This window comes from Streptomyces sp. TSRI0281 (assembly GCF_001905125.1).
Taxonomy (GTDB): domain Bacteria; phylum Actinomycetota; class Actinomycetes; order Streptomycetales; family Streptomycetaceae; genus Streptomyces.
Genome location: NZ_LWLE01000008.1, coordinates 60,829 through 85,474 on the forward strand (window position 1 = coordinate 60,829; position 24,646 = coordinate 85,474).

The 24,646-nt window shown below is 71.2% G+C and carries 22 protein-coding genes; 17 read left to right on the top strand and 5 right to left on the bottom strand.

Annotated elements, in window-relative coordinates; all coding sequences use genetic code 11:
- Positions 1–13: 13 nt before the first annotated feature.
- The 5 genes from A6A29_RS15075 to A6A29_RS15095 all read right to left on the bottom strand — a co-directional run bounded on the left by A6A29_RS15075 (position 14) and on the right by A6A29_RS15095 (position 6,590).
- Complete coding sequence (locus A6A29_RS15075) at positions 14–1,684, bottom strand: PucR family transcriptional regulator (protein WP_241838477.1); 1,671 nt, start codon at positions 1,682–1,684, stop codon at positions 14–16.
- Between the two features lie 106 nt (positions 1,685–1,790).
- Positions 1,791–2,897, bottom strand: coding sequence for an o-succinylbenzoate synthase (gene menC / locus A6A29_RS15080; protein WP_073720591.1), 1,107 nt, complete (start codon positions 2,895–2,897; stop codon positions 1,791–1,793).
- Entirely contained in the window at positions 2,894–3,850 is a 957-nt protein-coding gene (locus A6A29_RS15085; RefSeq protein ID WP_198953077.1) for a GNAT family N-acetyltransferase, read from the bottom strand. Before A6A29_RS15085 ends, menC begins: the two co-directional genes overlap by 4 nt.
- A gap of 13 nt (positions 3,851–3,863) precedes the next feature.
- The gene (locus tag A6A29_RS15090; protein ID WP_079182777.1) at positions 3,864–5,060 is read right to left on the bottom strand and encodes a M20 family metallopeptidase; all 1,197 of its coding nucleotides are present in this window, start codon (positions 5,058–5,060) and stop codon (positions 3,864–3,866) included.
- A 336-nt stretch (positions 5,061–5,396) separates the two neighbouring features.
- Positions 5,397–6,590, bottom strand: coding sequence for a 4-hydroxybenzoate 3-monooxygenase (locus A6A29_RS15095; protein WP_073720594.1), 1,194 nt, complete (start codon positions 6,588–6,590; stop codon positions 5,397–5,399).
- Positions 6,591–7,381: 791 nt separating this feature from the next.
- Here A6A29_RS15095 and A6A29_RS15100 point away from each other — a divergent pair.
- From A6A29_RS15100 to A6A29_RS15180, 17 genes are all read left to right on the top strand, one after another.
- A complete protein-coding gene (locus A6A29_RS15100; protein WP_241838478.1) occupies positions 7,382–8,191 on the top strand; it encodes a streptomycin biosynthesis protein in 810 nt (269 codons plus the stop codon).
- Positions 8,192–8,478: 287 nt separating this feature from the next.
- A complete protein-coding gene (locus A6A29_RS15105; RefSeq protein ID WP_143196988.1) occupies positions 8,479–8,994 on the top strand; it encodes a hypothetical protein in 516 nt (171 codons plus the stop codon).
- A 43-nt stretch (positions 8,995–9,037) separates the two neighbouring features.
- Complete coding sequence (gene gmd / locus A6A29_RS15110; RefSeq protein ID WP_073720597.1) at positions 9,038–10,096, top strand: GDP-mannose 4,6-dehydratase; 1,059 nt, start codon at positions 9,038–9,040, stop codon at positions 10,094–10,096.
- 108 nt (positions 10,097–10,204) lie between these two features.
- Positions 10,205–11,134 carry an FkbM family methyltransferase gene (locus A6A29_RS15115; RefSeq protein ID WP_079182763.1) on the top strand — a complete coding sequence of 310 codons (930 nt, stop codon included), beginning with the start codon at positions 10,205–10,207 and terminating at the stop codon, positions 11,132–11,134.
- Positions 11,135–11,138: 4 nt separating this feature from the next.
- Complete coding sequence (locus A6A29_RS15120; RefSeq protein WP_073720598.1) at positions 11,139–12,878, top strand: N-acyl-D-amino-acid deacylase family protein; 1,740 nt, start codon at positions 11,139–11,141, stop codon at positions 12,876–12,878.
- 34 nt (positions 12,879–12,912) lie between these two features.
- Complete coding sequence (locus tag A6A29_RS15125; RefSeq protein ID WP_198953078.1) at positions 12,913–14,148, top strand: aspartate aminotransferase family protein; 1,236 nt, start codon at positions 12,913–12,915, stop codon at positions 14,146–14,148.
- 3 nt (positions 14,149–14,151) lie between these two features.
- Complete coding sequence (locus A6A29_RS15130; RefSeq protein ID WP_073720599.1) at positions 14,152–14,403, top strand: acyl carrier protein; 252 nt, start codon at positions 14,152–14,154, stop codon at positions 14,401–14,403.
- Entirely contained in the window at positions 14,400–15,527 is a 1,128-nt protein-coding gene (locus tag A6A29_RS15135; RefSeq protein ID WP_073720600.1) for a beta-ketoacyl synthase N-terminal-like domain-containing protein, read from the top strand. The genes A6A29_RS15130 and A6A29_RS15135 overlap by 4 nt, the downstream gene beginning before the upstream one ends.
- Positions 15,527–16,327 carry a 3-oxoacyl-ACP synthase gene (locus A6A29_RS15140; protein WP_073720601.1) on the top strand — a complete coding sequence of 267 codons (801 nt, stop codon included), beginning with the start codon at positions 15,527–15,529 and terminating at the stop codon, positions 16,325–16,327. The genes A6A29_RS15135 and A6A29_RS15140 overlap by 1 nt, the downstream gene beginning before the upstream one ends.
- Before the next feature lie 2 nt (positions 16,328–16,329).
- On the top strand, positions 16,330–17,682 hold the full coding sequence (locus A6A29_RS15145; protein WP_241838479.1) for a class I adenylate-forming enzyme family protein: 1,353 nt from the start codon (positions 16,330–16,332) through the stop codon (positions 17,680–17,682).
- A 58-nt stretch (positions 17,683–17,740) separates the two neighbouring features.
- Positions 17,741–18,031, top strand: a complete 291-nt coding sequence (locus tag A6A29_RS15150; protein WP_073720603.1) for an acyl carrier protein — start codon at positions 17,741–17,743, stop codon at positions 18,029–18,031.
- On the top strand, positions 18,028–19,071 hold the full coding sequence (locus A6A29_RS15155; RefSeq protein ID WP_073720604.1) for a hypothetical protein: 1,044 nt from the start codon (positions 18,028–18,030) through the stop codon (positions 19,069–19,071). The genes A6A29_RS15150 and A6A29_RS15155 overlap by 4 nt, the downstream gene beginning before the upstream one ends.
- Entirely contained in the window at positions 19,068–19,808 is a 741-nt protein-coding gene (gene fabG / locus A6A29_RS15160; RefSeq protein WP_073720605.1) for a 3-oxoacyl-ACP reductase FabG, read from the top strand. Before A6A29_RS15155 ends, fabG begins: the two co-directional genes overlap by 4 nt.
- A gap of 43 nt (positions 19,809–19,851) precedes the next feature.
- Complete coding sequence (locus A6A29_RS15165; RefSeq protein ID WP_073720606.1) at positions 19,852–21,144, top strand: nucleotide disphospho-sugar-binding domain-containing protein; 1,293 nt, start codon at positions 19,852–19,854, stop codon at positions 21,142–21,144.
- Positions 21,141–22,133, top strand: coding sequence for a Gfo/Idh/MocA family protein (locus A6A29_RS15170; RefSeq protein WP_079182764.1), 993 nt, complete (start codon positions 21,141–21,143; stop codon positions 22,131–22,133). The genes A6A29_RS15165 and A6A29_RS15170 overlap by 4 nt, the downstream gene beginning before the upstream one ends.
- A 100-nt stretch (positions 22,134–22,233) precedes the next feature.
- Positions 22,234–23,331 (top strand): inositol-3-phosphate synthase, encoded by a 1,098-nt coding sequence (locus A6A29_RS15175; protein ID WP_073720607.1) that lies wholly within the window; start codon positions 22,234–22,236, stop codon positions 23,329–23,331.
- Positions 23,332–23,373: 42 nt separating this feature from the next.
- Positions 23,374–24,642 carry an MFS transporter gene (locus tag A6A29_RS15180; RefSeq protein ID WP_073720608.1) on the top strand — a complete coding sequence of 423 codons (1,269 nt, stop codon included), beginning with the start codon at positions 23,374–23,376 and terminating at the stop codon, positions 24,640–24,642.
- Positions 24,643–24,646 lie beyond the last annotated feature (4 nt).

Genomic DNA, 24,646 nt, shown 5'->3' on the forward strand with positions numbered 1-24,646 from the left:
GCGGCCCGTCCGCTCATCCGCCGTCCGGGGCGGACCTGAGCGACATCAGGTGCAGTTGCAGCAAGGCCGAGAGACGTGCGGACGGATCGTTGAGGTCGATCCGGCCGACCTCCGCCGCGCGCCGGAGCCGGTAGCGGAACGTGTTGGGGTGCACGAACATCGAGGCGGCGGCCGTGGCGACATCGCCGAACGCGTCGAGCCAGCTCCGTAGCGTGTCGGTCAGGTTGGTCTCGTGGATCTCGTCGTAGGCGATGACGCGTGCGAGGACGCCGCTGGGCAGGTCCCCGCGCGGGACGAGATCGGCGAGCTCCAGCAGCAGTGCCTCGACATGGACGTCGTCCAGCCGGGCGACCGACCGCCCGGCGGTTCCCGACCGCAGGACGCGCGACGCCCGTTCGGCTCCGGTACGCGACCGGGCCAGCGCCGCGCTGTCCTCGGCGTACGGCCCCACACCGATCACGGGGCGCAGCCGGGAGCCCACGCGGGCCAGGAACTCGGTGGCGATGCGGGCCGCCCGTTCCTCGGCGTCGTGCCGGTTCTGCGGGAGGAGAGGCAGGATGCCGTACGCGATGTCGCCGATCAGCGCCGCGGTGGCGCGCGGGTGCACGGCGGCCAGATGCATGGCGAACGCGTCGGTGAGGCGTTTGCGTTCGGTGGCGGTACGGGCGGGCAGCCGGAGTTCGTTCGCCGCGTCGACGACGGTGAGTGCGAGAACGACGGCGGGCTCGTCCTTCAGGCCGAGGCGGCGGATCGCCTCGGGTGATCCGGGGCCGCTCTCCAGTGCGGTGGCCAGCAGCTCCGCGCGCTGTCGCCGTTCCATGTCCGCGTCCGCGCGCTGCCACACCATGTGCATCGCGACCAGCTTGGACGCCTCGTAGAGCGCCTCGTTGCGGTCCTCGCTCAGCGGCTCGGCGACGACCACCCAGATCGCGCCGAGGATCTCGTCCCCGGCGCGCACGGCGATCGCCGCGCGCGGCAGTTCGGGCGGCTGTGTCGTGTCGCCCGACTCGGGGAGGGACGCGACGAAGACGGGGCGGTCGCTGCGGTAGATCGCCTGGAACACCCCGCGTTCCTCAAGGATGCGCGTGTAGTGCTCGGGGACCTGCCGGCCCAGGATCGTCTGGACCCGCGAGGGGTCGATGTCCTCCTGCCGGCTGGAGAAGGCCAGCAGGCGCGAGTTGCGGTCCTCGATGGTGACGGGCGCGTCCAGCAGCGCGGCGATCGCGTTGGCGACCGCGAAGAGGTCGCCGGACTCGATCCGGTCGGCCGGGTGACCGTTCATGTCATGCCGGTTACTGTCGGTCGTCAGCGTCCGGAGCATCCCCGCCAGGTGCGTCCAGGAGGCGCCGCGGGCGAAGGAGAGCACCGCTACGCCCGACGCCTCGGCCGCATCGGTCAGCGCCTCGTCGGCGGTGAGGGGCGCGCGCACCACCAGGGCGGCGGCGCCGCGCTGTCCCAGCCGGGTGACGACTCGGGCGATGTCGGAGGGGTCGTGCAGGGCCACGCCCAGGACCAGTGCGTGGTCCGGGAGCTCCGGCTCGTCGAGTGGGTCGTGGATGACGACGCCACCGATGCCGTCGGCGCGTTCCGCGTCACCGCAGACGACGTCGAGCAGGGTGGAACCGAGTTCCTCCAGGACACGCGCGAGGCTCGCTCGCGGAAGGCTGGTCACGGGAATGAGCACGGGGCCGAAACTAGCCCGGCCCACCGGCATCGGAGTTGGTCGCGCATGACGTAATGATGCCAGCCCGTTCGTCCGCACGGACGAACGGACCGGCGTGGCGAGGGCCTCAGGGGACGGGCACCCAGGTCGTCGAGTCCGTCACCTCGTCCAGGATCTCCGGGACGGGGGTGACGCCGAGGCCCGGCCCGGTCGGCACGGCGAGATGTCCGTCCACGAGGTGGAACGGTGCGGTGATGTCGGTGTGGTAGTAGCGGTCGGAGGCCGAGGTGTCGCCGGGCAGTACGAAGCCGGGCAGTGCGGCGAGCGCCACGTTGGCGGCGCGGCCCAGTCCCGTCTCCAGCATGCCGCCGCACCAGACGGGGACACCGTGCGCCACGCAGACGTCGTGGATCCGCCGCGCCTCCAGATAGCCGCCGACGCGGCCCGGCTTGATGTTGACCACGTGGCAGGCGCCGAGCGCGAGCGCGGCCGCGGCGGCGCGGGCGGAGACGATCGACTCGTCGAGGCAGATCGGGGTGGTGATCCGCTGCGCGAGTTCCGCGTGGCCGAGGAGGTCGTCCTCCGCGAGGGGCTGCTCCAGCATCAGGAGGGCGAACGGGTCGAGACGGGCCAGCTGGCGGGCGTCACCGCGGCGATAGGCGGCGTTGGCGTCCACCTGCAGCAGGATGTCGCCGAACCGTTCGCGGACGGCGCGCACCGGCTCGATGTCCCAGCCGGGTTCGATCTTCAGCTTGATCCGCAGATAACCGGCGTCCAGATATCCGGCGACGGCGTCGAGGAGCGCGGGGATCGACTCCGTGATCCCCACCGACACCCCGCACGGCACTCTGTCGCGTACCGCGCCGAGGGCGTGTGCGAGCGGCACTCCCCGGGCCCGGAGGTCCGCGTCCAGCACCGCCGTCTCCAGGGCGGCCTTGGCCATGCGGTGCCCCTTGAACGCGGCCAGGGCCGGGGCGACCCGGTGGGCGTCGAGGTCGGCCACCCCGGCGAGCGCCGGAACCAGGAAGCGGCTGAGGACGTCCGCGGCGGCGTGCGTGTACTGCGACGAGTACAGCGGAGCGGTGCCCGCGCCGCACTCCCCCCAGCCCTCGGCCTCGTCGGTGACGACGCGCACCAGGAGGGCCTCCCGCACGGTCTCGGTGCCGAACGAGGTGCGGAACGGGGATACGAGGGGTGCCTTGATGGTGCGCAGCTCGACTCCGGTGACCTTCACACTGTCTCCTGTGGCGCTTCGTCGGGGTGTGTTCCGTGCCGGCGCGTGCCGCCGTCGTCCTGCGTCGGGCTTCCGCGGTCCACGACGTACCAGCCCGCCGGGTCGAAGCCGCGCACCCGCGCGCCGTCGGCGAGCAGGCCGCCCAGCACGTCCCGTACCGCCGTGCGCCAGCTCACGGCGCACGCCGGGTCGCTCTCGCGCAGTGCCTCGATGTCTTCGGGCACCGCCACCAGTACGGTGCGCCCGTCGCCGCCCGCGCGCACCGTCGACGGCGCGCCCGTGGCGGAGACTCCGAGGGCGACGGCCGCTCCGCGCGACCGGGCGGCTTCCGCGTCCGCCGGTATGGGCCGCCCGGCGCAGACCGACTCGGCGTCCGGAGACGTCAGGTGCCACCGCACCAGAATCCGGTCGCTGTCGTCGCTGCCGTTGATCCCGTCGTCGATGGGGCCGTAGAAGTCCGGCAGGTACTCGGCGGGCTCGGCGGCCAGCTTGGCGATGTTGAAGTACGCGTTGCGGCGCACCAAGGGGTCGTACGTCCAGCAGATCTCGCCCACACCCCGCGCCAGCGTCCAGGCCCGCTGGTGCAGTTTCAGGGCGAATCCGACGTTGCGCCGCCGCACCTGGGGCAGCACTCCGGCGATGTGGCTGTGCAGGGCCGCGCGCGCCGGCGGGGAGAAGAAGCCGAAGCAGGAGCCGACCAGTTCGTCCCCCACGAAGGCGCCGCTGACGTAACTGCCCGCCTTCGCCAGCGCACGCAGCAGGTCGGCGGTCACCACCGGACTGTTCTCGCCGGTGCGCCAGATCTGCTCGTACAGGCGCCGGACGGCCTCCAGCTCACTGACGCTGTCCAGGCAACGGATGTCGATGCCTGCGGTGCGCGCGGCGGTCTCGGCCGCGGCGTACGCCGCGTCGACGGGCGGGGATTCGGTGCGGTCGCGCAGGAAATCGGTCACGCGGGTCATGGTTTCAACCCCGGTCTACGCGCAGCTGGTTCGAGGGCACAGGATGCGGGCCCCCGCTTCGTCCGGGCGGACAGCCGTCCTGCGGTGCCAGGAGGTCGGCCACCAACGCGGTGAGCAGTCGGGTCCGCCGCGGCAGCTCCGCGACGAGCAGATGTTCGTCGTCGGCATGTGCGCCGCCGCCCACCGCTCCCAGGCCGTCGAGGGTGGGGGTGCCGACTCCCGCGGCGAGATTTCCGTCGGAGGCGCCGCCGACGGCGACCTGTGTGAGCGGGCCGAGCCCGAGGTCGGTCGCGAGCCGGCACGCCCGCGCGAAAAGCTCCTTCGACGCGGTGGCCTGCAGGGGCGGCCGGTTCGGACCACCGGTGATCTCCACGGCTGCGCCGGGCAGCCGGGCCCGCAGGTCGCGCATCGCTCGGTCCACACGGTGCTGCTCCGCCGTGTCCCGTATGCGGACGTCGACGTCGAAGCGTGCCGAGGCGGGAACGGTGTTGCTCGTGGTGCCCGCCTCCAGGCGGGTCGGCGTGACGGTCGTACCGAGTGCCGCATCGCCCAGCGCGGCCACGGCCAGGATCTGGTGGGCGGCCTCGATCGTCGCGTTCACACCACGCTCGGGCTCAAGGCCGGAGTGGGCGGCACGTCCCCGGACCAGCACCTCGTAGCGCGACACCCCTTTGCGTTCCGTCTTCAGGGCCCCGCCCGGCCCGGCGGCCTCCAGTACGAGGGCGGCGGCGTGGGCGCGGGCCTCGCCCTCGATGAGCTCCCGGGACGAGGGCGAACCCGGCTCCTCGTCACCGGTGATGAGCAGGGTGACACCGTCCAGCGGATGCGCGGCCCCGGGTCCGGACACCTGCGTCCGTGCCCCCGCGGCGATCAGGTCCGCCAAGGCGTGGAACGCCATCACCAGGCCGGCCTTCATGTCGAAGCAACCGGGTCCGCGCAGCACTCCCTCGCGAACCTCGAACGGATGGCTCTCCAACGACCCGACCGGCCACACCGTGTCGTGATGCCCGATGAGCAGTACGCGCGGGGTCCGGCCGAAGCGCCACCGCAGATGCGTGCATCCGTCGATGACGACCCGCTCCGCCTCGGCCCCGAGGTGACCGGCGCCCATCCGGGCCACCAGCTCGGCGCTGCGGGCGACGGCGGCCAGGTCGTCCGAGGGGGACTCGCAGCGCACCAGCCGCTCGATGTCCGCGGTCATCACGGCCGCACACTCCCGGTCCCGGCTCTCCGGCCGGGCACCGTCCTCCTGCTGCCCAGTGGTTCGCTTCACCACGGCGCGGTGTTCTGTCACGGCGGACACCTCCAGTCGATGCATCCGCCCAGCATCGTGAGCCGCGCCACGGTGTGATCTGTCCGCCCGGCCAATATTGATGGGGTCGATTGGGGCGGGGCGATGAACCGGGCCTCCGGTGCGGCGACCCGGCTCAGGCCGTATCCCGGTAGGGGAAGGGCGTGCTCCAGGAGCCCGGCGGGGACGACGCGCGGCACATGCCGGGCCGGCCGTCGCTCGGGCTGCCATGGGCCTGCGCTGTCCTCAGGCCGCGCCGCTCCAGCCCGTGTACCCCTCCGCCAGGTACGCGGCCCCAGCCCTGGATCTCACCACGCCCTCCAACTCGCCCAGTCGGCGCCGCACATCGAAGTCGGTGGCGCCGGGGGCACGGTGCAGCATCGTGGTCATCCAGTACGAGAAGTGCTGCGCTCGCCAGACCCGGGCCAGCGCCCGGGGGCCGTACGCGTCGAGGACCGCGTGGTCCCGATGGGTGACGGCCCGCTCCACCACCTCGGCCAGCACCCGCGCATCGGCCAGGGCAAGGTTCAGGCCCTTGGCCCCGGTCGGGGGAACCGTATGCGCGGCGTCCCCGGCCAGCAGCATGTTCCCGTACCTCAGGGGCTCGCACACGAAGCTGCGGAAAGGGAGCACCGAGCGGTCGGTGACGGGCCCCTCCTTGAGCGAGAACCCGTCCGCCCCGCGCACCCGCGCCTGGAGTTCCGCCCAGATCCGCTCGTCCGGCCAGGCATCCGGGTCCTCGTCCGGGTCGCACTGGAAGTACATGCGCTGTACGGACTCGGTGCGCTGGCTGATGAGCGCGAACCCCCGCTCGGAGTGGGTGTAGACGAGTTCGGGGGCGCTGGGCGACGCTTCGACCAGGACGCCGAACCAGGCGAAGGGGTACTCGCGGAAGAAGTGCGTACGTGCCGCCTCGGGCACGGCCTGGCGGCACACCCCGCGCGAACCGTCCGCGCCGACGAGGATGGAGCAGCGCACCTCCTGGGTGACGCCGTCGGCATCGGTGAAAAGGATGCCCGGGGACGGCGTGGTGAGGTCGACGACCTGAGTCCCCTCGATACCGAACCGCACGTCTCCCGCGTCCCGTTGGCGCGCGTCGGCGAGATCGGCGAAGACCTCGGTCTGCGGGTAGAGCCACACATTCTCCCCGACCAGGTCCTGGAAGTCGATGCGGTGGCTCTCGCCGCCGAAGCGCAGATCGATGCCGGCGTGCGGCCGGCCTTGGCGCAGTACCCGGTCCGAGACCCCGGTCGCGGTCAACAGGCGGACGTTGTCGGCCTCCAGAATCCCCGCGCGGCCGGTGGCCTCGATCTCGGCGCGGGTGCGGTGGTCGACCACCACCGAGTCGATGCCCGCGCGGGCCAGCAGGTGCGACAGCATCAGACCGGCCGGGCCGGCGCCGATGATGCCGACGGTGGTCCGAGTAAGGGCTGTGGGCATCGGTTCGTCCTTCCTTCTGTTCTCGGTCACGCACTGATGTCGTGCACATGCCTCGCCACAGCGGTCCCGCACCGGGGGCCGGGATGCCGAACCGGATCTCGATCCGATTGATCGAGGAAGACCCGGCGGCGGTGAAGCGGAAGCAAACGCGTGCGGGTTGCCTGTCGGCCATGCCTTCGCTTCCGGCGTGGTCACTATCCGGCCCCACATGGCTATATCCGCACGCATATCCGGGCTGTTGACCAACTCCGGCAACTCAGCGGCCCGTTCCACAGAAGTCCCTGCCAAGAGGACGACCCGCACGGGGTCAAGTAATGCGAACAGAATCGCGAGACACCAGCAGCAGCGGCACACGGGCCGCGTGATCATCACGACTGTCCAGAATCCGACCTTGCGTCCGGCTCATGGGCTGTAGAAAATCTTACGCAATGGATCTCCGAACCGGAGGGGAGACCGAATGCTTCGACCGGCTTTCCCGCCGACCCCTCAACGGGGCCGGGACCTCAGGGTGCCCGCACTCCGACACCCGTGACGCTTCAGAGACACAGGAGCGGGTACCAGCGTAGTGAATCCCCCCACTCCGCCGGCAAAGAGTAAGTGGGGCAGCAATTGTCACCGCCACGACTTGGGGAATCATGTCGACAGTTCCTGACTTACCGTGCGAGAGCCGTACTGCCTTCCTTCCGCTCCAGCAGTACATCAGCGAGAACTGCGTGTCCCTCCCCATCGAGTCACTGCTCCCCGCCGACTCCCCCCGCCTCAACGGGGAGAACATGGAGTACGTACGACTGATGGCGGAACTCGACGACAAGCTCCAACCGATCGTCGTCCACCAGCAGTCGATGCGGGTCATCGACGGAATGCATCGGCTTCGTGCAGGTGCCGCACGCGGCGATACCACCATTCGCGCACTGTATTTCTCGGGCAGTGAGAGCGAAGCATTCCTGTTCGCCGTCCATTCGAATACGAAGCACGGCCTCCCGCTCACCCGTGAAGATCGCCGGGCCGCCGCAGCAAGGATCATCTCCTCCTTTCCCACCATGTCGGACCGTGTCCTGTCGAAAATCACCGGACTCGCCCAGCAGACCGTCGCCAAGATCCGACAGCAACTACCCGCGGGCCGGTCCGAGGAGTCGCGCATCGGCGCGGACGGGCGCGCCAGGCCCATGAATCCAAAAGAGAACCGCAGGATTGCCGAAGAGTATCTCAAAGAGAATCCGCATGCCTCTCTGCGGGAAATCGCACGGGCGGCGAACATCTCGCCCTCGACCGCGCAGGACGTGCGCAGGCGGGCCACCCGGCAGCACGGCTCCGCGGAGCTCCCGCCGTCGCGACTGTCGACCCTCCCCCAGCAGCGGGCCCGCCTCGGCGGGCCGGAACAACTGCGTCACCTCGAACTGCTGGCCCGGGACCCGTCGGTACGGCACACCGACGCCGGCCGCATGCTGGTGCAGTGGCTGCGCCTGACGGCTGCCATCAGCAAGAACCGCCGGGTGATCGTGAACAGCGTCCCCGAGCACTGCGCCGAAATGGCGGCACAGGCCATGCGGGTGTGCATGGCCAACCTGGAGGAGTTCGCCAGAAATCTGGAACAGCGCTGAGGCCCCCGCCCCGCCTCGTCCGGGCTTCCTCAGGGTGTTCGACTGCACAACAACGCGCAGTCGAACACCCGCCGTCGAACACTCTTGACCCGCTGCTTCCCGAACTCCTAGCCTTCTTTTCACTTGATCATCCAGCCCGCCGGGCCCCGGCCCGAAATCGTCTCCTCCCCATTCCACCGCGCGGATCACACGCGCACCGTTCGTCCCCTGCCCAGCCGAATCCTCAGTGACGACAACGTCAGGAACCCGAAGACACTGGTCGCCCTGCAGCGTGGAACGGTCGTGATATGACAGAACGGCTGAATCAATTCTCCTCAGCTCCCCCACAGACGAGAATGATCCTGTCCTCGGACGGATCGACGACCCTGTTGCTCGACGCCCTCATCGGCGAGAAGCTGAGCGTAGGGGTCGACCACCAGCAACGAGTTCCCGCCGCGCGCCTGGAACGTATCGGCTGCCACATCCTGGGCGTCGCACCCGAAGCCCTGGTCGTGGACCGCCAGTCGCGGATCCTCAACACCAACAACGACGTGATCAGCGTGAACCATGTGGTGATCGCCGGGCGCGATCGCGACAAACTCGTACCACCGCCCGGAGAATTACTCGGCCCCTATCTCAAGCGGGCGGGACTGCCCTTGAAACGGGAACCGCTCGCCGTGTCCCGGGAGACATGGCCGCTGAGCAGCACCTCAGCGGAGTGCGTCTGCAAGGAATACATCATCGACTGCGGTGACGCGGGACGGGTGTACATCCATGAGAAGTTCAACCCCCGGTTCGTGCCACCGAAAAAGGATGGGGCATAGACATGGCATCCAAAATCAGCCTGCCGCTCCGGAGTGACTCGGAGTGAAACGGGCTCTGATAACCGGAATCACCGGTCAGGACGGCTCCTACCTCGCCGACCTGCTATTGGAGAAGGGCTACGAAGTCCACGGCATCGTGCGCCGCAGCTCGTCGTTCAACACCAGGCGGCTCGACCACATCTACCGCGATCCGCACGACGCCGGGCGCCGTCTGATCCTGCATTACGGCGACGTCAGCGACGCCAGCCGGCTCGTGACCCTGCTGGTGCGCATCCGGCCGGACGAGGTCTACCACCTGGCGGCCCAGTCACACGTGCGAGTGAGTTTCGACGAGCCCGAGAACACCGGCAACATCACGGGCATCGGCACCACCCGGCTGCTTGAGGCGATCCTCATGTCCTCGAAGGACATCCGGTACTACCAGGCGTCGTCCTCGGAGATGTTCGGGGCGACACCGCCCCCGCAGAGCGAGCAGACCGCCTTCCACCCTCGCAGCCCGTACGGCGCGGCGAAGGTCTACAGCTACTGGATGGCACGCAACTACCGTGAGGCATACGGGATGTTCACGGTCAACGGCATCCTGTTCAACCACGAATCACCTCGCCGGGGCGAAACTTTCGTGACGCGGAAGATCGCCCGTGCGGCGGCACGGATCAAGAACGGTCTGGACAAACATCTCTACCTCGGCAATCTCGACGCCGTCCGTGACTGGGGCTACGCCCCCGAGTACGTCGAGGGCATGTGGCGCATGCTCCAGTGCGACGAGCCGGACGACTACGTCCTGGCGACCGGAGTCGGCACCACCGTGCAGGAGTTCGTCGAGCTCTGCTTCTCCCACGTCGGCCTCGACTGGCGCGCCCATGTGCGCTACGACGAGGCGTACGTACGCCCCGCCGAGGTCGACGCCCTGATCGGCGACGCCGGCAAGGCGCGCGAGAAGCTCGGCTGGAGCGCGCGGACGCCGGTGGACCGGCTGGCTCAGATCATGGTGGACGCCGAACTCGCCCGTATCGGCACCCACCCGCGCGAGCCCCACCACGCGATCCCGTTCGCCGATTCCCGGGCCCACCACGAACAGATCAGAGGGATCTCCCCCCGCTGACGCGGCCCCGGACGCGGCCCCCGTACGGACCCGGACGCACCGTCGCCCGGGTCCCCGCTCCCCGGACCGTCCCATCCGCCCCTTCCGTCCCGGCACCCGGAGCCGTCTGTGACCACACACGACCGAACCGCCTGGCGCACGGCGCTCGACCGGCGCTCCCACACGTCGGGGATCCGCGGGCTCGCCCAACGCCTACGCCACCCGGTCCGCACCTCCTACCCCAGCACCCGCGCGCTGCGCGAGCTCCGGCACCGAGGTGAGGGCAGCCCCTCGACCGCGCGGACCTTCTGGGGCCGCGAGATGTCGATCGCGCTGCCCGAAGAGGTCTCCCTCTCCATCCACCGCCGCGGATTCGTGGACTACGACCTCACTGCCTTCCTGCTCTCGCACCTGCGGCCCGGCGCGACGATGCTCGACGTCGGCGCGCACATCGGCTACTACACGATGTGGGCGAGCGAGCTGGTCGGCCCGAGCGGCTCGGTGACCGCTTTCGAGCCGACGCCGTCGACGCTCACGACGCTGCGCATGAACGCGGCCCGCCTGCCCAACGCCTCGGTGGTGCCCGCTGCGGTCTGGTCGAAGAAGGACCGGCTCGTCTTCCTCGACCACGGACCCGGCTACAGCGCCTACAACTCGACGTTCGAGGCACGGCTGCCCGACGCGGTCCGCGCCCGTATCCCCTCCGATCCCTTCACCGTCGACGCGGTCAGCCTGGACGACTACGTGCGCGACGCGGGCCTGACCGTCGACTTCGTGAAGATCGACGCCGAGAGCGCCGAGGCGCATGTCCTGGCCGGCATGCGCGAACTCCTGTCCGGCCAGCGCCCCGTCATCTCGCTGGAGGTGGGCGACCTCGACGTGGCGGGCGCGCCGACCAGCCGGGAGCTGGTCGACACGCTGGTGGACGCGGGATACGAGCCCTGGGAACTGCACCGGGGCACCCCGGCCCCCCACCGGCCGCGGAACCACTACGCGTACCAGAACCTGCTCTTCGCACCGGAGGGCCAGTGGCACCCGTCCGACCCCAGGAGGCCGTAGCACCATGCATGACCTGATCATTCGGAACGGTTCGCTGTACGACGGATCCGGTATCCCCGCCCGTATCGGCGACGTCGCGGTGGATCACGGTGTGATCACCAAGGTCGGGCGGGTCGCCGAGCGGGGCCGCACCGAGATCGACGCCGAGGGGCACATCGTCACGCCCGGCTTCGTCGACATCCACACCCACTTCGACGGGCAGGTGAGCTGGGACCCGCTGCTCACCCCCAGTTGCTGGCACGGTGTCACCTCGGTGGTGATGGGCAACTGCGGGGTCGGCTTCGCACCCGCCCGGCCGGACCGCCACGACTGGCTCATCGGGCTGATGGAGGGCGTCGAGGACATCCCCGGTGCCTCCCTCTCCGAAGGCATCACCTGGGAGTGGGAGTCCTTTCCCGACTACCTCGACGCCGTGGAGCGCGTGCCCCGTGTGATGGACGTGGCCGCGCAGGTCCCGCACGGCGCGCTGCGCGCCTATGTGATGGGCGACCGGGGCGCCGACAACGAACCGCCGACCGAGGACGACCTGAGGCGGATGTGCGCGCTGGTGCGCGAGGGCCTCGACGCGGGGGCCATCGGGTTCTCCACGTCGCGCACCCTGACCCATCTGGCCATCACCGGCGCCCCGGTGCCCGGCACCTTCGCCGCCGAGGACGAACTGTTCGCGCTCGGCGGGGTGCTCGGGGACGCCGGGACCGGGGTCTTCCAGCTGGTGCCGCTGGGCGCGGGCGGCGAAAAGGTCGACGATCCGCTGGGCGAGATCAAGTGGATGCGCAGGCTCTCGGCGGCCGTGCGCCGCCCGATCACCTTCGGGCTCTTCCAGAACGACAACGACCCCGACGGCTGGCGCGAACTGCTCCAGATCGCCGAGGACGCGGTGGCCGAGGGCGCCGATCTGCATCCGCAGGTGGCCGGGCGCCCGTTCAGCGTCATCATCAGTCTGGATTCGACCCACCCGTTCCACAAACGGCCCTCGTACAAGAGGATCGCCCATCTGCCCGCGCACGAGCGGCGGGTGGCGATGCGCGACCCGGCGCTGCGCGAGCGCATCCTCGCCGAGCTCCCGGAGAACGCCGACCCGCGCTCGGCGCTGTTCCCGCAGGGCTACGAGCGGCACTTCCCGATGGGCTCGACGTCACCGGACTACGAACCCGACGCCGACCAGTCCTTCGACAGCCTGGCCCGGCGCACCGGCGAAAACCCGGAAGCCCTCATCTACGACTTCCTCAGCTCCGAGGACACCAGCGGAATGATCTTCCGGCCGCTGCTCGGGTACACGGAATACACCCTCGATCCGATCCGCGAGATGCTGCTGCACCCCCAGGCGGTGCTCGGGCTCAGCGACGCCGGTGCGCACTGCCGGCTCATCTGCGACGCCAGCACACCGACGTCGATGCTCACGCACTGGGCCCGCGACCGCACCCGGGGCGCCCGGCTGCCGCTGGAGTTCGTCATCAAGAAGCAGACCTCGGAGCCCGCCCGCCTGTACGGGCTGCGCGACCGCGGCCTGCTGCGTCCCGGCTACCGGGCCGACATCAATGTCATCGACCTCGACCGGCTGTCCCTGCGCTCCCCCGAGTTCGTCCACGATCTGCCCGCGGGCGGCGGGCGGCTGATCCAGCGCGCGGACGGCTACGCGGCGACGGTCGTCGCCGGGGAGATCACCTTCCGCCACGGCGAGGCGACGGGCGCACTGCCCGGCAGGCTCGTCCGTGGCACCCGACCGGGCCCGGTCGTGCTGTGAACCGACGACGCCACACTACCGAGGGGACTACGCAGTGACCGACACGACCGGAGGGCTCCGGCTCGACAACTCGATGAAGCTGCTCGCCCGCGGGCGGCTCGTCGACGCGACACTGTCCGAGAAGGACTACGTCATCGAACGCGACCGGCTGGTGGACGGCGCCTACCCCATTTACGGCGAACGCGCACGCGGTGCCCGCGTCTGGGACGCCGACGGCAACGAGTACCTCGACTTCATCCTGGCCTACGGCACGATCATCCTCGGCCACGCGGATCCGGCGGTGACCGAGGCGGCGATGCGGGAGATCGAGGAGGGCTTCTCGATCACGCTCCGCAAGCGGACCCAGATCGAACTCGCCGAGCGCCTGGTGGGAATCGTCCCCGGCGCGGAACGGGTGTTCCTCCTCAAGACCGGGTCGGACGCCACCAGCGCCGCCGTCCGCCTCGCCCGCGCCTACACGGGCCGCGACCGCGTGGTGCGCTGGGGCTACAACGGGTGGCACGACTGGGCCGCCCAGCGCCCCGGCGGCATCCCCGACACCGTACGGACGCAGGTCGACACCTTCCGGTACAACGACCTGGACAGCCTGCGCGAGGTCTTCCTCGCGCACCCCGGCCAGGTGGCGTGTCTGCTGCTCATGCCGTTCGAACTCGACAGCCCCGAGCCCGGGTTCCTCCAGGGCGCGATCGACCTCGCCCATGAGCACGGCGCGCTGGTGGTCTTCGACGAGATGCGCTCCGGGTTCCGGGTGGCACTCGGCGGCGCGCAGGAGCTGTTCGGCGTGCGGGCCGACCTCGCCACCTTCAGCAAGGCGATGGCGAACGGCTGGGCGGTGTCCGCGCTGACCGGCCGGGCCGATGTGATGGCCATGGTCGGCCGGACGCACATCTCGTCCACGTTCTACTCCAACACCGTCGCGATGGCGGCGGCGGTGGCGACCATGGACCGCCTCGCCGACGGGACCGTGCTCGACCGGGTGCGCGAGCTGGGCGTACGGCTGCAGAAGGGACTCGGCGAGCAGGCGCGGCGGCACGGTGTGCCGGCCCAGGTGCGCGGAGTCCCGCAGATGCCGTTCCTGACGTTCTCCCACCCCGACCCGGCCCGCGCCCGGCTGATGCAGGACGCGTTCTTCACCCACACCACGCGCCGGGGCGTTCTGCTGCACCCGACCCATCACTGGTTCATCTGCGGCGCCACCACCGACGCCGATCTCGATCACACCCTGGCCGCCTGCGACGAGGCGTTCAAGGCCGCCGCGAAGGTGGCGTAAGCGGTGGAGACCCGATCGGCACTGCTGGCGCGCGTACGAGCCGAGCTCGCGCACCAGTTGCAGGAGGATCCGAGCCTTCCGTGGCTGAGCGACACCGAGCCGCTGGCACCCGCCGGTGTGGACTCGGTGCTGGTCATCACGGTGGTCAGTGAGCTGGAGAGGGAGCTGGGCGTGACCTTGCCGGACGACGCGGTCCTCGGTTCGGCGAGCATCAGCTCGCTGGCCACGGCACTGAGCCGGGGTGATCGACGATGAACGCCACGGGAGCAATAGCCGTCACCGGGCTCGGCGTGTGCGGCCCGGCCGGGCTCGGGGTGTCCGCGCTGTGGGAGGCGCTGGCCACCGGAAAGGCGTACCACCCGCCCATCACCGCGTTCGACGCCACCGGCGCCACCCTGCGGGCGGCGGGCCAGGTGCCGGGGCACACGGGCGGGGACGGCGTGTGGCGGGCGCTCGACCTCGCCGAGACCGCCGTGCGGGAAGCCCTGGACGGGATGGACGCCGCCGGGCGCGAGCGGACCGCGCTGGTGCTCGGCACCACCGACCCCGGTCTGGTGCCGCCGCGGCCCGGGTACTTCACGGGCGACCTGGCCCCGGCCTGCGCCGAGCGCACCGGGCTCCATGGCGAGGCCCTCACCATCGCCAACGCCTCCGCGTCGGGCGCCGCCGCCATCGCGGTGGCCCGTGACCTGGTCGCTGCCGGGGACGCGCCGGCGGTCGTGGTCGGGGGCGCCGACGCAGTGACCGACATGGCCTTCCTCGGCCTGAACTCGCTGCGCACACTGGGCCCACAGGGCTGCCGGCCCTTCAGCACCGAGCGGCGCGGCATCGGCCTGTCCGAGGGCGCGGCGGTGCTGCGGCTCGAACCTCTCGACCCGCACGCGGGCGCCGGGGAGCCGCTCGCGGTCCTGGCGGGCTGCGGGCTCACCAACGCCACCGGGCATCTGGCCGCGCCGGGCGCGGACGGCATCGAGCTGGCCGTGCGGCTCGCGCTCGCCGACGCCGGACTCGGCCCCGAGGAGATCGACTTCGTCAACACCCACGGCCCGGGGACGCGGCGCGGCGACGCCGCCGAGATCACCGCGCTGCGGTCGGTGTTCGGGCCGCGGCTCCCGTCGGTTCCGGTCAACAGCGTCAAGGGTGTGCTCTGGCACCTCCAGGGCGGCGCGGGCGCCGTCGAGGCCATGGCCTGTGTGCTCTCGCTGGCACACCGTGCGGTGACCCCGACGTGGGGCGCCCGGCCGGTCGACCCCCTCTGTGCCGATCTCGACCTGGTCCTCGACGACGCGCCCCGGCCGATGCCGGAGTTGCGGACCGCGCTCAGCGTGTCGTGCGGTCTGGGCGGGATGAACACCGCACTCATCTTCCGGAGGCCCTGATGGACGACTCGGTCGTGATCACCGCCGCGGCCTCGGGCGAGGTCGACACGGCGGACCTGTGGCAGGCGCTCGCGGCAGGCCGCGACGGCTGGCAGGACGTCAACAAGTGGACCAGGGAACTGCCCGAGCGGATAGCCGAGATGGCGGGCGAGGCGCTCGCCGGGGCGGCGGTGACCGGCGCGGCCGGTACCGACCTGGCCACGCCCGACCCCACCGCCACCGCCTGCGTCATCGGCTCCGGCTACGGCTCGGGTCATGTGGCCGAGACCATCCGGGCCCGGCTCGACGCGGGGGCGCGCTCATCGCTGGCCCCCGAGTCCTTCCTGTACTTCAACGCGCACGGCGTGACGTCGCTGATCTGTCTGCGCCACCGGCTGCGCGGCTACTGCGCCACCGTGCTCGGAGCGGGCGCCGGGCTGCAGGCCCTGGCGATCGCCCGGCGCAGGCTCCGGCCGGAGGGTGCCGGCCCGGTGCTGTGCGGCACCTATGAACTGCTGAGCCCGGCCGCCGCCAGAGCCCGCGGCAGCGACCCGGTGAGCGGGCGGGCGGCGTTCCTGGTGCTGGAGACCGCGGCGCGGGCCCGGGGGCGCGGTGCCCGTGTCCTGGGCACGCTCGGTCCGGTGGAGACGTTCCCGGTTCCCGCCGCGGATCTCGCGGCGCGGCCCGGCGACCCGCTCGTGACCGCGCCCCTGGCCGAGCTGGTCTCGGTGCTCACCGGCACCGGCGCACCGACGACGGCCACCGTGACGGCGGCGAGCGGGCGGACCGGCTACCGCTGCACCGCGTCCAGGAAGGGGTGACCGTGGACGACACCCTGATGGACGTCCTGGCGGGGCACCGCCGTGGTGGCCGCGGCGACCGGCCCGCCCTGGTGGACCGGCGCCGGTCGGTGACGTACGCCGAACTGGAACGCGAGGTCAGCGCACGGATGAGGGATCTGTCGGCATCGGGTGTCGGCCCCGGGGTGCGGACCGGTGTCGTGCTGACGAACCTGCTGGACTCGGTGGTCGACTTCGCCGCCGCGACCTCCCTGCACGCCCCGGTGCTGGTGCTCCAGGAGCAGGCCGGTGAGGCGGAACGCTCGGCCGCGCTGGCCGACTTCGGCGCCGAGCTGGGGATCGAGGGCGATGTGGTGACCCGGCTGCGGCCGGGCGGTGACCACGGCGGTGACCCGGCCTTCGCGGTGGCCAGCTCGGGCACCAGCGGACGGCCGAAGGTGATCTCGCGTGAATGGTCGGGAACCCTGCGCAACTCGGCCGGATTCGCACGTGGCCTCGGCCTCGACGCCGACGACGTGGTGCTCACGACCAGCCCGCTGGGCCACAGTTACGCCATCGAGGCGGGGACCCTGGCCGTCCTCTCGGCAGGTGCCTGCCAGGTGGTGCCCGCGGGAGCCCTGACCCCGGCCCGTGCCGCGCTCCTCGTGGAGCGCCACCGGCCCACCGTCCTGCAGAGCGTCCCGTTGATCCTCGACTGGTGGGGGCAGGGTGACGTGCTGCGTGCGGGCTCCTGGAAGCGGTGCGTCAGCGCGGGCGAGGCCCTGTCGGAGCAGGCGGCCGCGCCCTGGCGCGAGGCGGGCCTGACCGTCTACGACCACTACGGCAACTCCGAGCTCGGCCAGCTGACCCTCAACCCCCTCGGGGGCGGCAGCGGTGTCGGACACCCGCTGCCGGAGGTGAGGATCAGGGCGGGCGGCAGCGAGCCGGGGCCGGTGGCGGCGCGCTTCCCGGGTCTGTCCCCCGTACGCATGGAGGCGGGACGGGCGGTGCCGCTCGCCGACGAGGAGGGCTGGGTCACCACCGGTGACCTCGGGGTCTTCGACGACGACGGGCTGCGGCTGACCGGGCGCAGCGATCTGCTCATCAATATCGGCGGCAACAAGATCTCGCCCGTCGAGGTGGAGGAGGTCCTGCGCGCCATGCCCGGGGTCAAGGACTGTGCCGTCGTGGGGCGGCCGGGGCCCTCCGGCGACCACCAGGTATGGGCCTTCGTCGAAGCGGGCGCCGACGAGTTCGACGCCGCCGCGCTGCGCCGGCGGGCCCGGGAGCAGCTGATGGCGGTGAAAGTGCCGACGGTGTTCCGCCGGGTCGACAAGCTGCCCCGGACCGGCAGCGGCAAGATCCGCCGGGGCCTGCTCATCGAGGAGGGCGGCTGACGGTCGCCTCACCACACAGGTCCGACATCCCACCATCGCCGACGAGAAGGAGAACCCCATGGCCGACGGCGCCGTTTCCGAGCCCGCAGACCGCGAACACGTGATGGAGCTCATCAGGACCGTCCTCGCAGAACGGCCCCATGTGCCCGACCAGCTCAGCGAGACGACCACGCTCGACGAGAGCGGCATCGATTCTCTGGACCTGATCGTGGTGCTGTCGCGCTTCGAGGAGAAGTGGGACGTGCCCTACAGCGGGGAGGAGGCCGACTGGGCGTCCTTCGACAACCTGGGACACCTGGCCGACACCCTGGTCGCCCGGGCCCGTACCGCCGAGCGAGAACGACGGTGACGGGCCCGACGGTTCCCCGGTTCGACCAGCTGGGCGCGCTGGGATGGCAGGACCGGGCGCTCGACGGTCTGAACTGCGTACTGCGCTGCGTCGAGTCCGTCCTCGCGTTCCGGGGGCTCGGCCCCCAGGAGGTGGCCCGCGCGCTCAACGGCCCGCTGGACCCGGTCGGCCGTGATCTGGCCAAGGACTTCGACGGCTGCCGGGTGAACTACCGCACCGAGTTCGACGACGGCTCCCGCAATGTGCCGTTCGTCCTGGAGAGCCTCTCCGCCGGCGAGCCGGTCATGGTCCTGCCGGACCGGTTCCATCTGCCCGGCGATGTGTACGAGGGGCGCTTCCACTTCCACGACCACGCGGTCCTCGCCGTGGACTGGTCGCCCGAGGACAGCGTGATGTCCGTACTGGACACCGACGCCGATCCGGCCGACGGCTTCCGCAGACGCTGGACGCTGACCCCCGCCCTGCGGGCGCTCTTCACCTGGGTGGGCACGGTCACCGTGACGGGCGAGCCGGACCGGCGGGATCCGCAGGAGTACTTCGCCGAACGGCTGGACCGGGACACCGCGTTGCTCTCGGTGGGCGCGCGCGCTCTCGACGACCTCATCGAGGAGCTGACCGGGGCGGGGCTCGAAGCGGTGACCGCCCGTGCCCTGCACCTCCTGGTGCTCGGGGACATCCAGCCCCAGCTGTTCATCTACGCCAATGCCCTCGCCGTCCCGCCCTCCTCGGGCGAACCACTGGTGCTGCCCCCGGAGCTGGCGGCGGTGCGTACGGCCGCGCTGGAGGCCCGGGTGCACGCCAAACGCCTGGGCATCGCCCTCATCGCGGCGCACGAGAAGCCGGATCCGCTCGCGGTCTATCCGCGTGTGCTGCCGCTGAGCCGGCCGCTGCGCGACGCCATGGGCCGGCTACGCGAGGCTCTGGTGGCGGCGGGCGGCCGGGAGGGTCCTGCCGACCCCGGCGCGTCGGACCGGCTGCGCGCACGGTTCGCGCAGATCGAGAGCATCAATTTCCCCGTACGCGAGGAGGCGACGGCATGACCGTGCCGGTGGCCCTGGTGACCGGCGGCTCCGGCCCGCTGGGGCAGGCGATCGCGCACGCCTTGGCCCTGTCGGGCCACGCCGTCGCGGTGCACGCGCACCGCAACGAGGAAGGAGCGGCTGCCGCGGTCCGTGAACTGCGCGCGGCGGGCGCCGCCGCCCACGCGGTGACCGGCGATCTGTCCCGCCCCGGCGGCGGCACCCGGGTCGTGGGTCGGGTGGTCGAGGAGTTCGGCCGCCTCGACACCCTCGTGGTCAACGCCGGGGTCCACCGTGACCGGCTGCTCCTGAACGTGCCGGAGGAGGAGTGGGACGAGCAGCTCGCGGTCAATCTGACCGGGGCCTTCGGCTGTGTGCGGGCCGGGGTGCGGGCCATGACCCGGCACTCCGGCGGGCGGATCGTCCTGGTGTCGTCGGTGGCCGGGCTGCGCGGCCAGCCCGGCCAGGCCGCCTACGCGGCCACCAAGTCCGGTCTGCACGGACTGGCGTGGACCACCGCCAGGGAGTACGGGCGGTACGGCATCACCTGCAACTGCGTGGCACCCGGACTGATCGCCGACACCCCCGCCTACGCCGGCCTGTCCGCCGGGGCGCGCGAGGCGGTGGTGGACCGCACCCCCCTGGGCCGTCCTGGCCGGGCCGAGGAGATCGCCTCGGTGGTGTCCTTCCTCTGCTCCCCGGCGGCCTCGTACGTGTCCGGGCAGGTGATCGCGGTGGACGGCGGGATGACGGCATGAGCACAACCGACCGACACGACGAGCGGGACGAGCAGGAGGACGTGTGAGCGAGCGAGTGTTGTTCTTCCCCTGGGGCTGGGGAGGCGGCGCGGCCTACACCGGCCGCTGCCTCGCCCTGGCCTCCGAACTGGCCGGGGCCGGCGACGAGGTGGCGTTCGCGGACTGTGGCATCAACTCCATGGTGCGCGAGGCCGGGTTCACGGTGCTGGAGTCCGAGCCCGAGGCTCCCCGCCCGCCGGACCGGCACCCGATGCCCTCGTATCTGCCCTTCGCCGACGTGGAGCGCGTGTTCGCGATCGCCGCGAGCTACCACCGTATCGAGCGGGTGGAGCGACGGCTCGCGGCCGACGCCCGGCTCATCGAGGAGTACCGGCCCACCCTGGTGGTCATCGACATGTGCCCGACCGCGGCGCTCGCCGCGCGGGCCGCCCGGATCCCCGTCGTCTCCCTTGCCGACGCGGACTTCATCACCCCGCGGGCGAACGGCTGGATGCCCTGGTCGACGGTCACGCCGCGCACCCTGTTGCCCCACCCCTCAAGCCTGCCGGTGTGGGACCGGGTCTCACGCGAGCTGGGCCTGGGCGAGGTGAGCCGGGCGGAACACCTGCTGTGGGGCGAGGTCACCCTGGTCTCCAGCCTCGCCGACCTCGAACCGGTCGAGGGACCGCCTCACCGGGGCGCCCTCCACTTCGTCGGACCGATGTACTGGAACCCGCCGGGCGCGGCCGGGTCCACTCCCCCGGACACGGACCGGCCGAAGGTCTACGTCACCATCGGCAGCGGCGGCACGGTGGGCCGTCAGGCCCTGCAGAACGTGCTCGACGCGTGCGCGGACCAGCCGTGGACCGTGTACGTCTCCAGCGGCTTCGCCTTCGAGGGCGATCTGGTGGTGCCCGACAACGTCGTGGTGGCGGGCTTCACCGGGCTCGACACCCCGCTGGAGTGGGCGGACGTGGTGGTCAGCCACGGCGGTTCGGCCACGGTGCTGGCCACTTTGCTGCACGGCAGGCCCTCGGTCGTGATGCCGTTCATGTCCGAGCAGGAGATGAACGGCCGCGAGCTCGTCGATGCGACCGGCGCCGGGGTGCTGCTGAGGACCAGCCGGACCACCGCGTACGGACGGCTCGCCTTCAGCGACCGCTACTCCGGCCCCTCCGACCAGCCGTGCGTCGGCGTCGCCGACATTCGCCGGGGCATCACCGAGGTCCTGGGCGACGCGACGTACACCGAACGCGCGGCCGCCTGGGGGAAGCGGCTGCGGGCGCGCCGGGATACGGCCGACCTGGTCTCCCTCGCCCATTCGGCCACCCCGCACCGGGCGGAGGCGCACCGATGAACGAGGACCTGCGCGTGGCGATCGTGGGCTGCGGCCGGATCGGTGCGATGTACGCCGAACACCTCGACGCGCTGGGCCCCTTCCGGCTGGTGTGCGTGGATGCCGAGCGCGACCGGGCCGAGAAGCTGGCGCGGTCGGTGGCCTCGGGCACGGTCGCGGACTCCGTCGAGGACCTGGTGGAGCGGGGCTGTGACGCGGCGCTGGTGACGGCGGCCACCACCAGCCACCCGGAACTGGTCGGCGCGCTCGTCGACGCCCGGATCCCGGTGCTGTGCGAGAAGCCGCTGACCACCGACCTGGCCCGGACCGAGGCCCTGGGGCTGCGGGCGGAGGAGCACGGGGTGCCCCTGTGGGTGGGCTTCCAACGCCACTTCGACCCCGGTTTCGCCGATCTGCGGGCCCGGACCGCCGAGGGCAAGGCGGGCCGGGTGCAGCTGCTGCGGCTGGTCTCGCACGATGTATCGATGCCGCCGCTGGCCCGGCTGCGCGAGAGCGGCTCGATCTTCACCGATCTGATGCTGCACGACTTCGACATGGTGCGGTGGCTGACCGGGCGCGGCATCGTCCAGGTCGTCGCCGACGGCTCGGCGCTGTCCGCCCCGGAGCTCGCCGGCATCGGCGACTTCGACACGGTCACCGCGCTGCTGCGGCTCGACGACGGCGCCCTGGCCGCGCTCTCGGCGGGCCGCCTGCAGCCCGTGGGCTACGACGTGCGCGCCGAGGTGCTGGCCGAGAACGGCAATCTGGAGGCCGCCCTGACGCATGCGCGCACCCCCGGCGAGGGCGGCGCACCCGAACCGCGTTTCCGCGGCTACTGGGACCGGTTCGCCACCGCATACCGCCACCAGGTGGAGGCGTTCTTGACGATGGCGGCGGGCGGACCCGCCGATCCGGCCTCGGGCGGCTGGCGCGACTCCTACGAGGCGCTGCGCTGCGCGCTGGCCGCCGAGCGGTCGGCTCGCTCCGGATCCGTACCGGTGAAGCTGTGACCTTCGCCCGTACGCGTACTCCTCACGCTCTTGTGACATCCCCTCCGAACGACAGCCCCCCAACCCCGTTGCCGTAAGACGACTTGACGAAGGGAACACCATGGGCAAGATCCGCGTAGCGATCGCCGGGGTCGGCAACTGCGCCGCCTCGCTCGTCCAGGGAGTGCATTACTACGCCGACGCGGACCCCGCGGCCCGGGTCCCCGGGCTCATGCACGTCGAGTTCGGCGGCTATCACGTACACGACCTGGAGTTCGTCGCCGCGTTCGACGTGGACGCCAAGAAGGTCGGACAGGACCTGTCGTCCGCGATCTCGCGGTCGGAGAACAACACGGTCAAGATCTGCGATGTGCCGCCCAGCGGTGTCACTGTTCTCCGGGGGCCCACCCTGGACGGTCTGGGCCATTACTACCGGGAGACCATCACGGAGTCGGCCGAGGACCCGGCCGATGTCGTCGCGGCGCTCCGTGAGAGCCGGGCCGACGTCCTGGTCTCGTATCTGCCGGTCGGCAGCGAGGAGGCCGACCGGTTCTACGCGCAGTGCGCCATCGACGCCGGTGTGGCGTTCGTCAACGCCCTGCCGGTGTTCATCGCCTCCGACCCGCACTGGGCGGCCAAGTTCGCCGAGGCCGGTGTGCCGATCATCGGCGACGACATCAAGTCCCAGGTGGGCGCCACCATCACCCACCGCGTCCTGGCCCGGCTGCTCGAGGACCGCGGTGTCCACCTCGAACGCACCATGCAGCTCAACGTCGGTGGGAACATGGACTTCCGCAACATGCTGGAGCGCGAGCGTCTGTTGTCGAAGAAGATTTCGAAGACCCAGTCGGTGACATCCCAGATCGAGCGCGACCTGGGCAAGGACAACGTGCACATCGGACCGTCGGACCATGTGCCGTGGCTCGCCGACCGCAAATGGGCGTATGTGCGCCTGGAGGGACGCGCGTTCGGCGACGTACCGCTGTCGCTGGAGTACAAGCTGGAGGTGTGGGATTCACCGAACTCGGCGGGTGTCATCATCGACGCCGTCCGCGCCGCCAAGATCGCACTCGACCGGGGTGTGGGCGGCCCGCTGCTCGCCCCGTCGTCGTACTTCATGAAGTCGCCCCCGGAGCAGTACCGCGACTCCGATGCCTTCGACGCTGTCGAGGCCTTCATCGCCGCCACCCCGACCCCCGGGCGGCGAGCACATCAATGAACCACCGGCCCCGTACGCGGACCGAGAAAGAAGGGGACACCTGTGAGGTCCGATCCTGCCACCCTGGCGCCCGAGTCCGTCCGCGAACGGGACTTCCGCCTGTTGTGGATCGGCAGCGGCATCAGCCAGCTGTGCGGGATGGCGACGGTGGTCGCCTTCCCGCTGCTCGCGGCTCAGACGCTGGGCGCCTCTGTCGGTGAGGTCGGCCTCATCACAGCGGCGGGGTATCTGCCCTGGCTGATCCTCACTCTGCCCGCCGGCGTGTACAGCACACGGCTGCCGCCGCGCGTCGTGCTGCTGCTGGCCGACCTGTGCCGCGCCGCGATCGTGACCCTCGTACCGGTCCTGTCGGTCACCGGCCATCTCGCCCTGTGGCATCTGTACCTGTCCAATGTGCTGGTCAGCTGCGCGACCGTGTTCTACGAGATCGTGTATCTGTCCATGCCGCCGCGGATGCTGCCGAAGGACAAACTCGTCTACGGCAACATCCGTCTCCAGATCGCCCGCGCGGTCTCCCTGGCCTTCGGCCCGACCCTGGCGGGTTTCACCGTGCAGCTGGCCGGTCCCGAGAGCGCGCCCCTGCTCAACTCCGTGGGGTTCATCGCGTCCGCCTCCTGCAATCTGCTGATGCGCTCGCGCATCCGGTCCGCCAAGAGCGCGAACCGCACCTCGGGCCTGTGGGCCGAACTCTCCGAGGCCGCCCGGTTCATCGCCAAGCGGCCGGTGATGCTGGCCTCGATCGCCGGCTCGGCGGTCGGCAATTGCTGCTTCGCCGCCTACGAGGCGCTCGTCATCATCTTCCTCGCCCATGACGTCGGCATCACCCCGGGCACTCTGGGCATGCTGCTCGGGTCGGTCGGCATCGGCGGTCTGATCGGCGCGTTCAGCGCGGGCAAGGTCAGCAGACGGCTGGGCACCGCCCGCGCCGTGTGGCTGCCCGCCGCCGTCCTGGCACCGGCGGGCCTGCTTCTGCCGCTGACCCAGCGGGGCTCGGGGCTGCTGCTGTTCCTGTGCGGCGCCCTGCTCTTCCACGCCGGGTTCTCCATCTTCACGGTCGGTCAGGCCACCCTCGTCCAACTGCTCACCCCGCCCGATCTGTTGAATCGGACGGTGGCCTGCGTACGGTTCGTCAGCCGCGGGATGCTCTTCTTCGGCGGACTGGTCGGCGGCGGACTGGGCAGTCTGTTCGGCCCCCGCCTCGGGCTGACCGTCGTGATGCTCCTCTGGCTCACCGCCCCCATCATCACCGCGTCCTCGCACCTACGGTTCTGGCGGGACATCCCCACGCGGGACGATCCCACTTTGGAGTGACCAC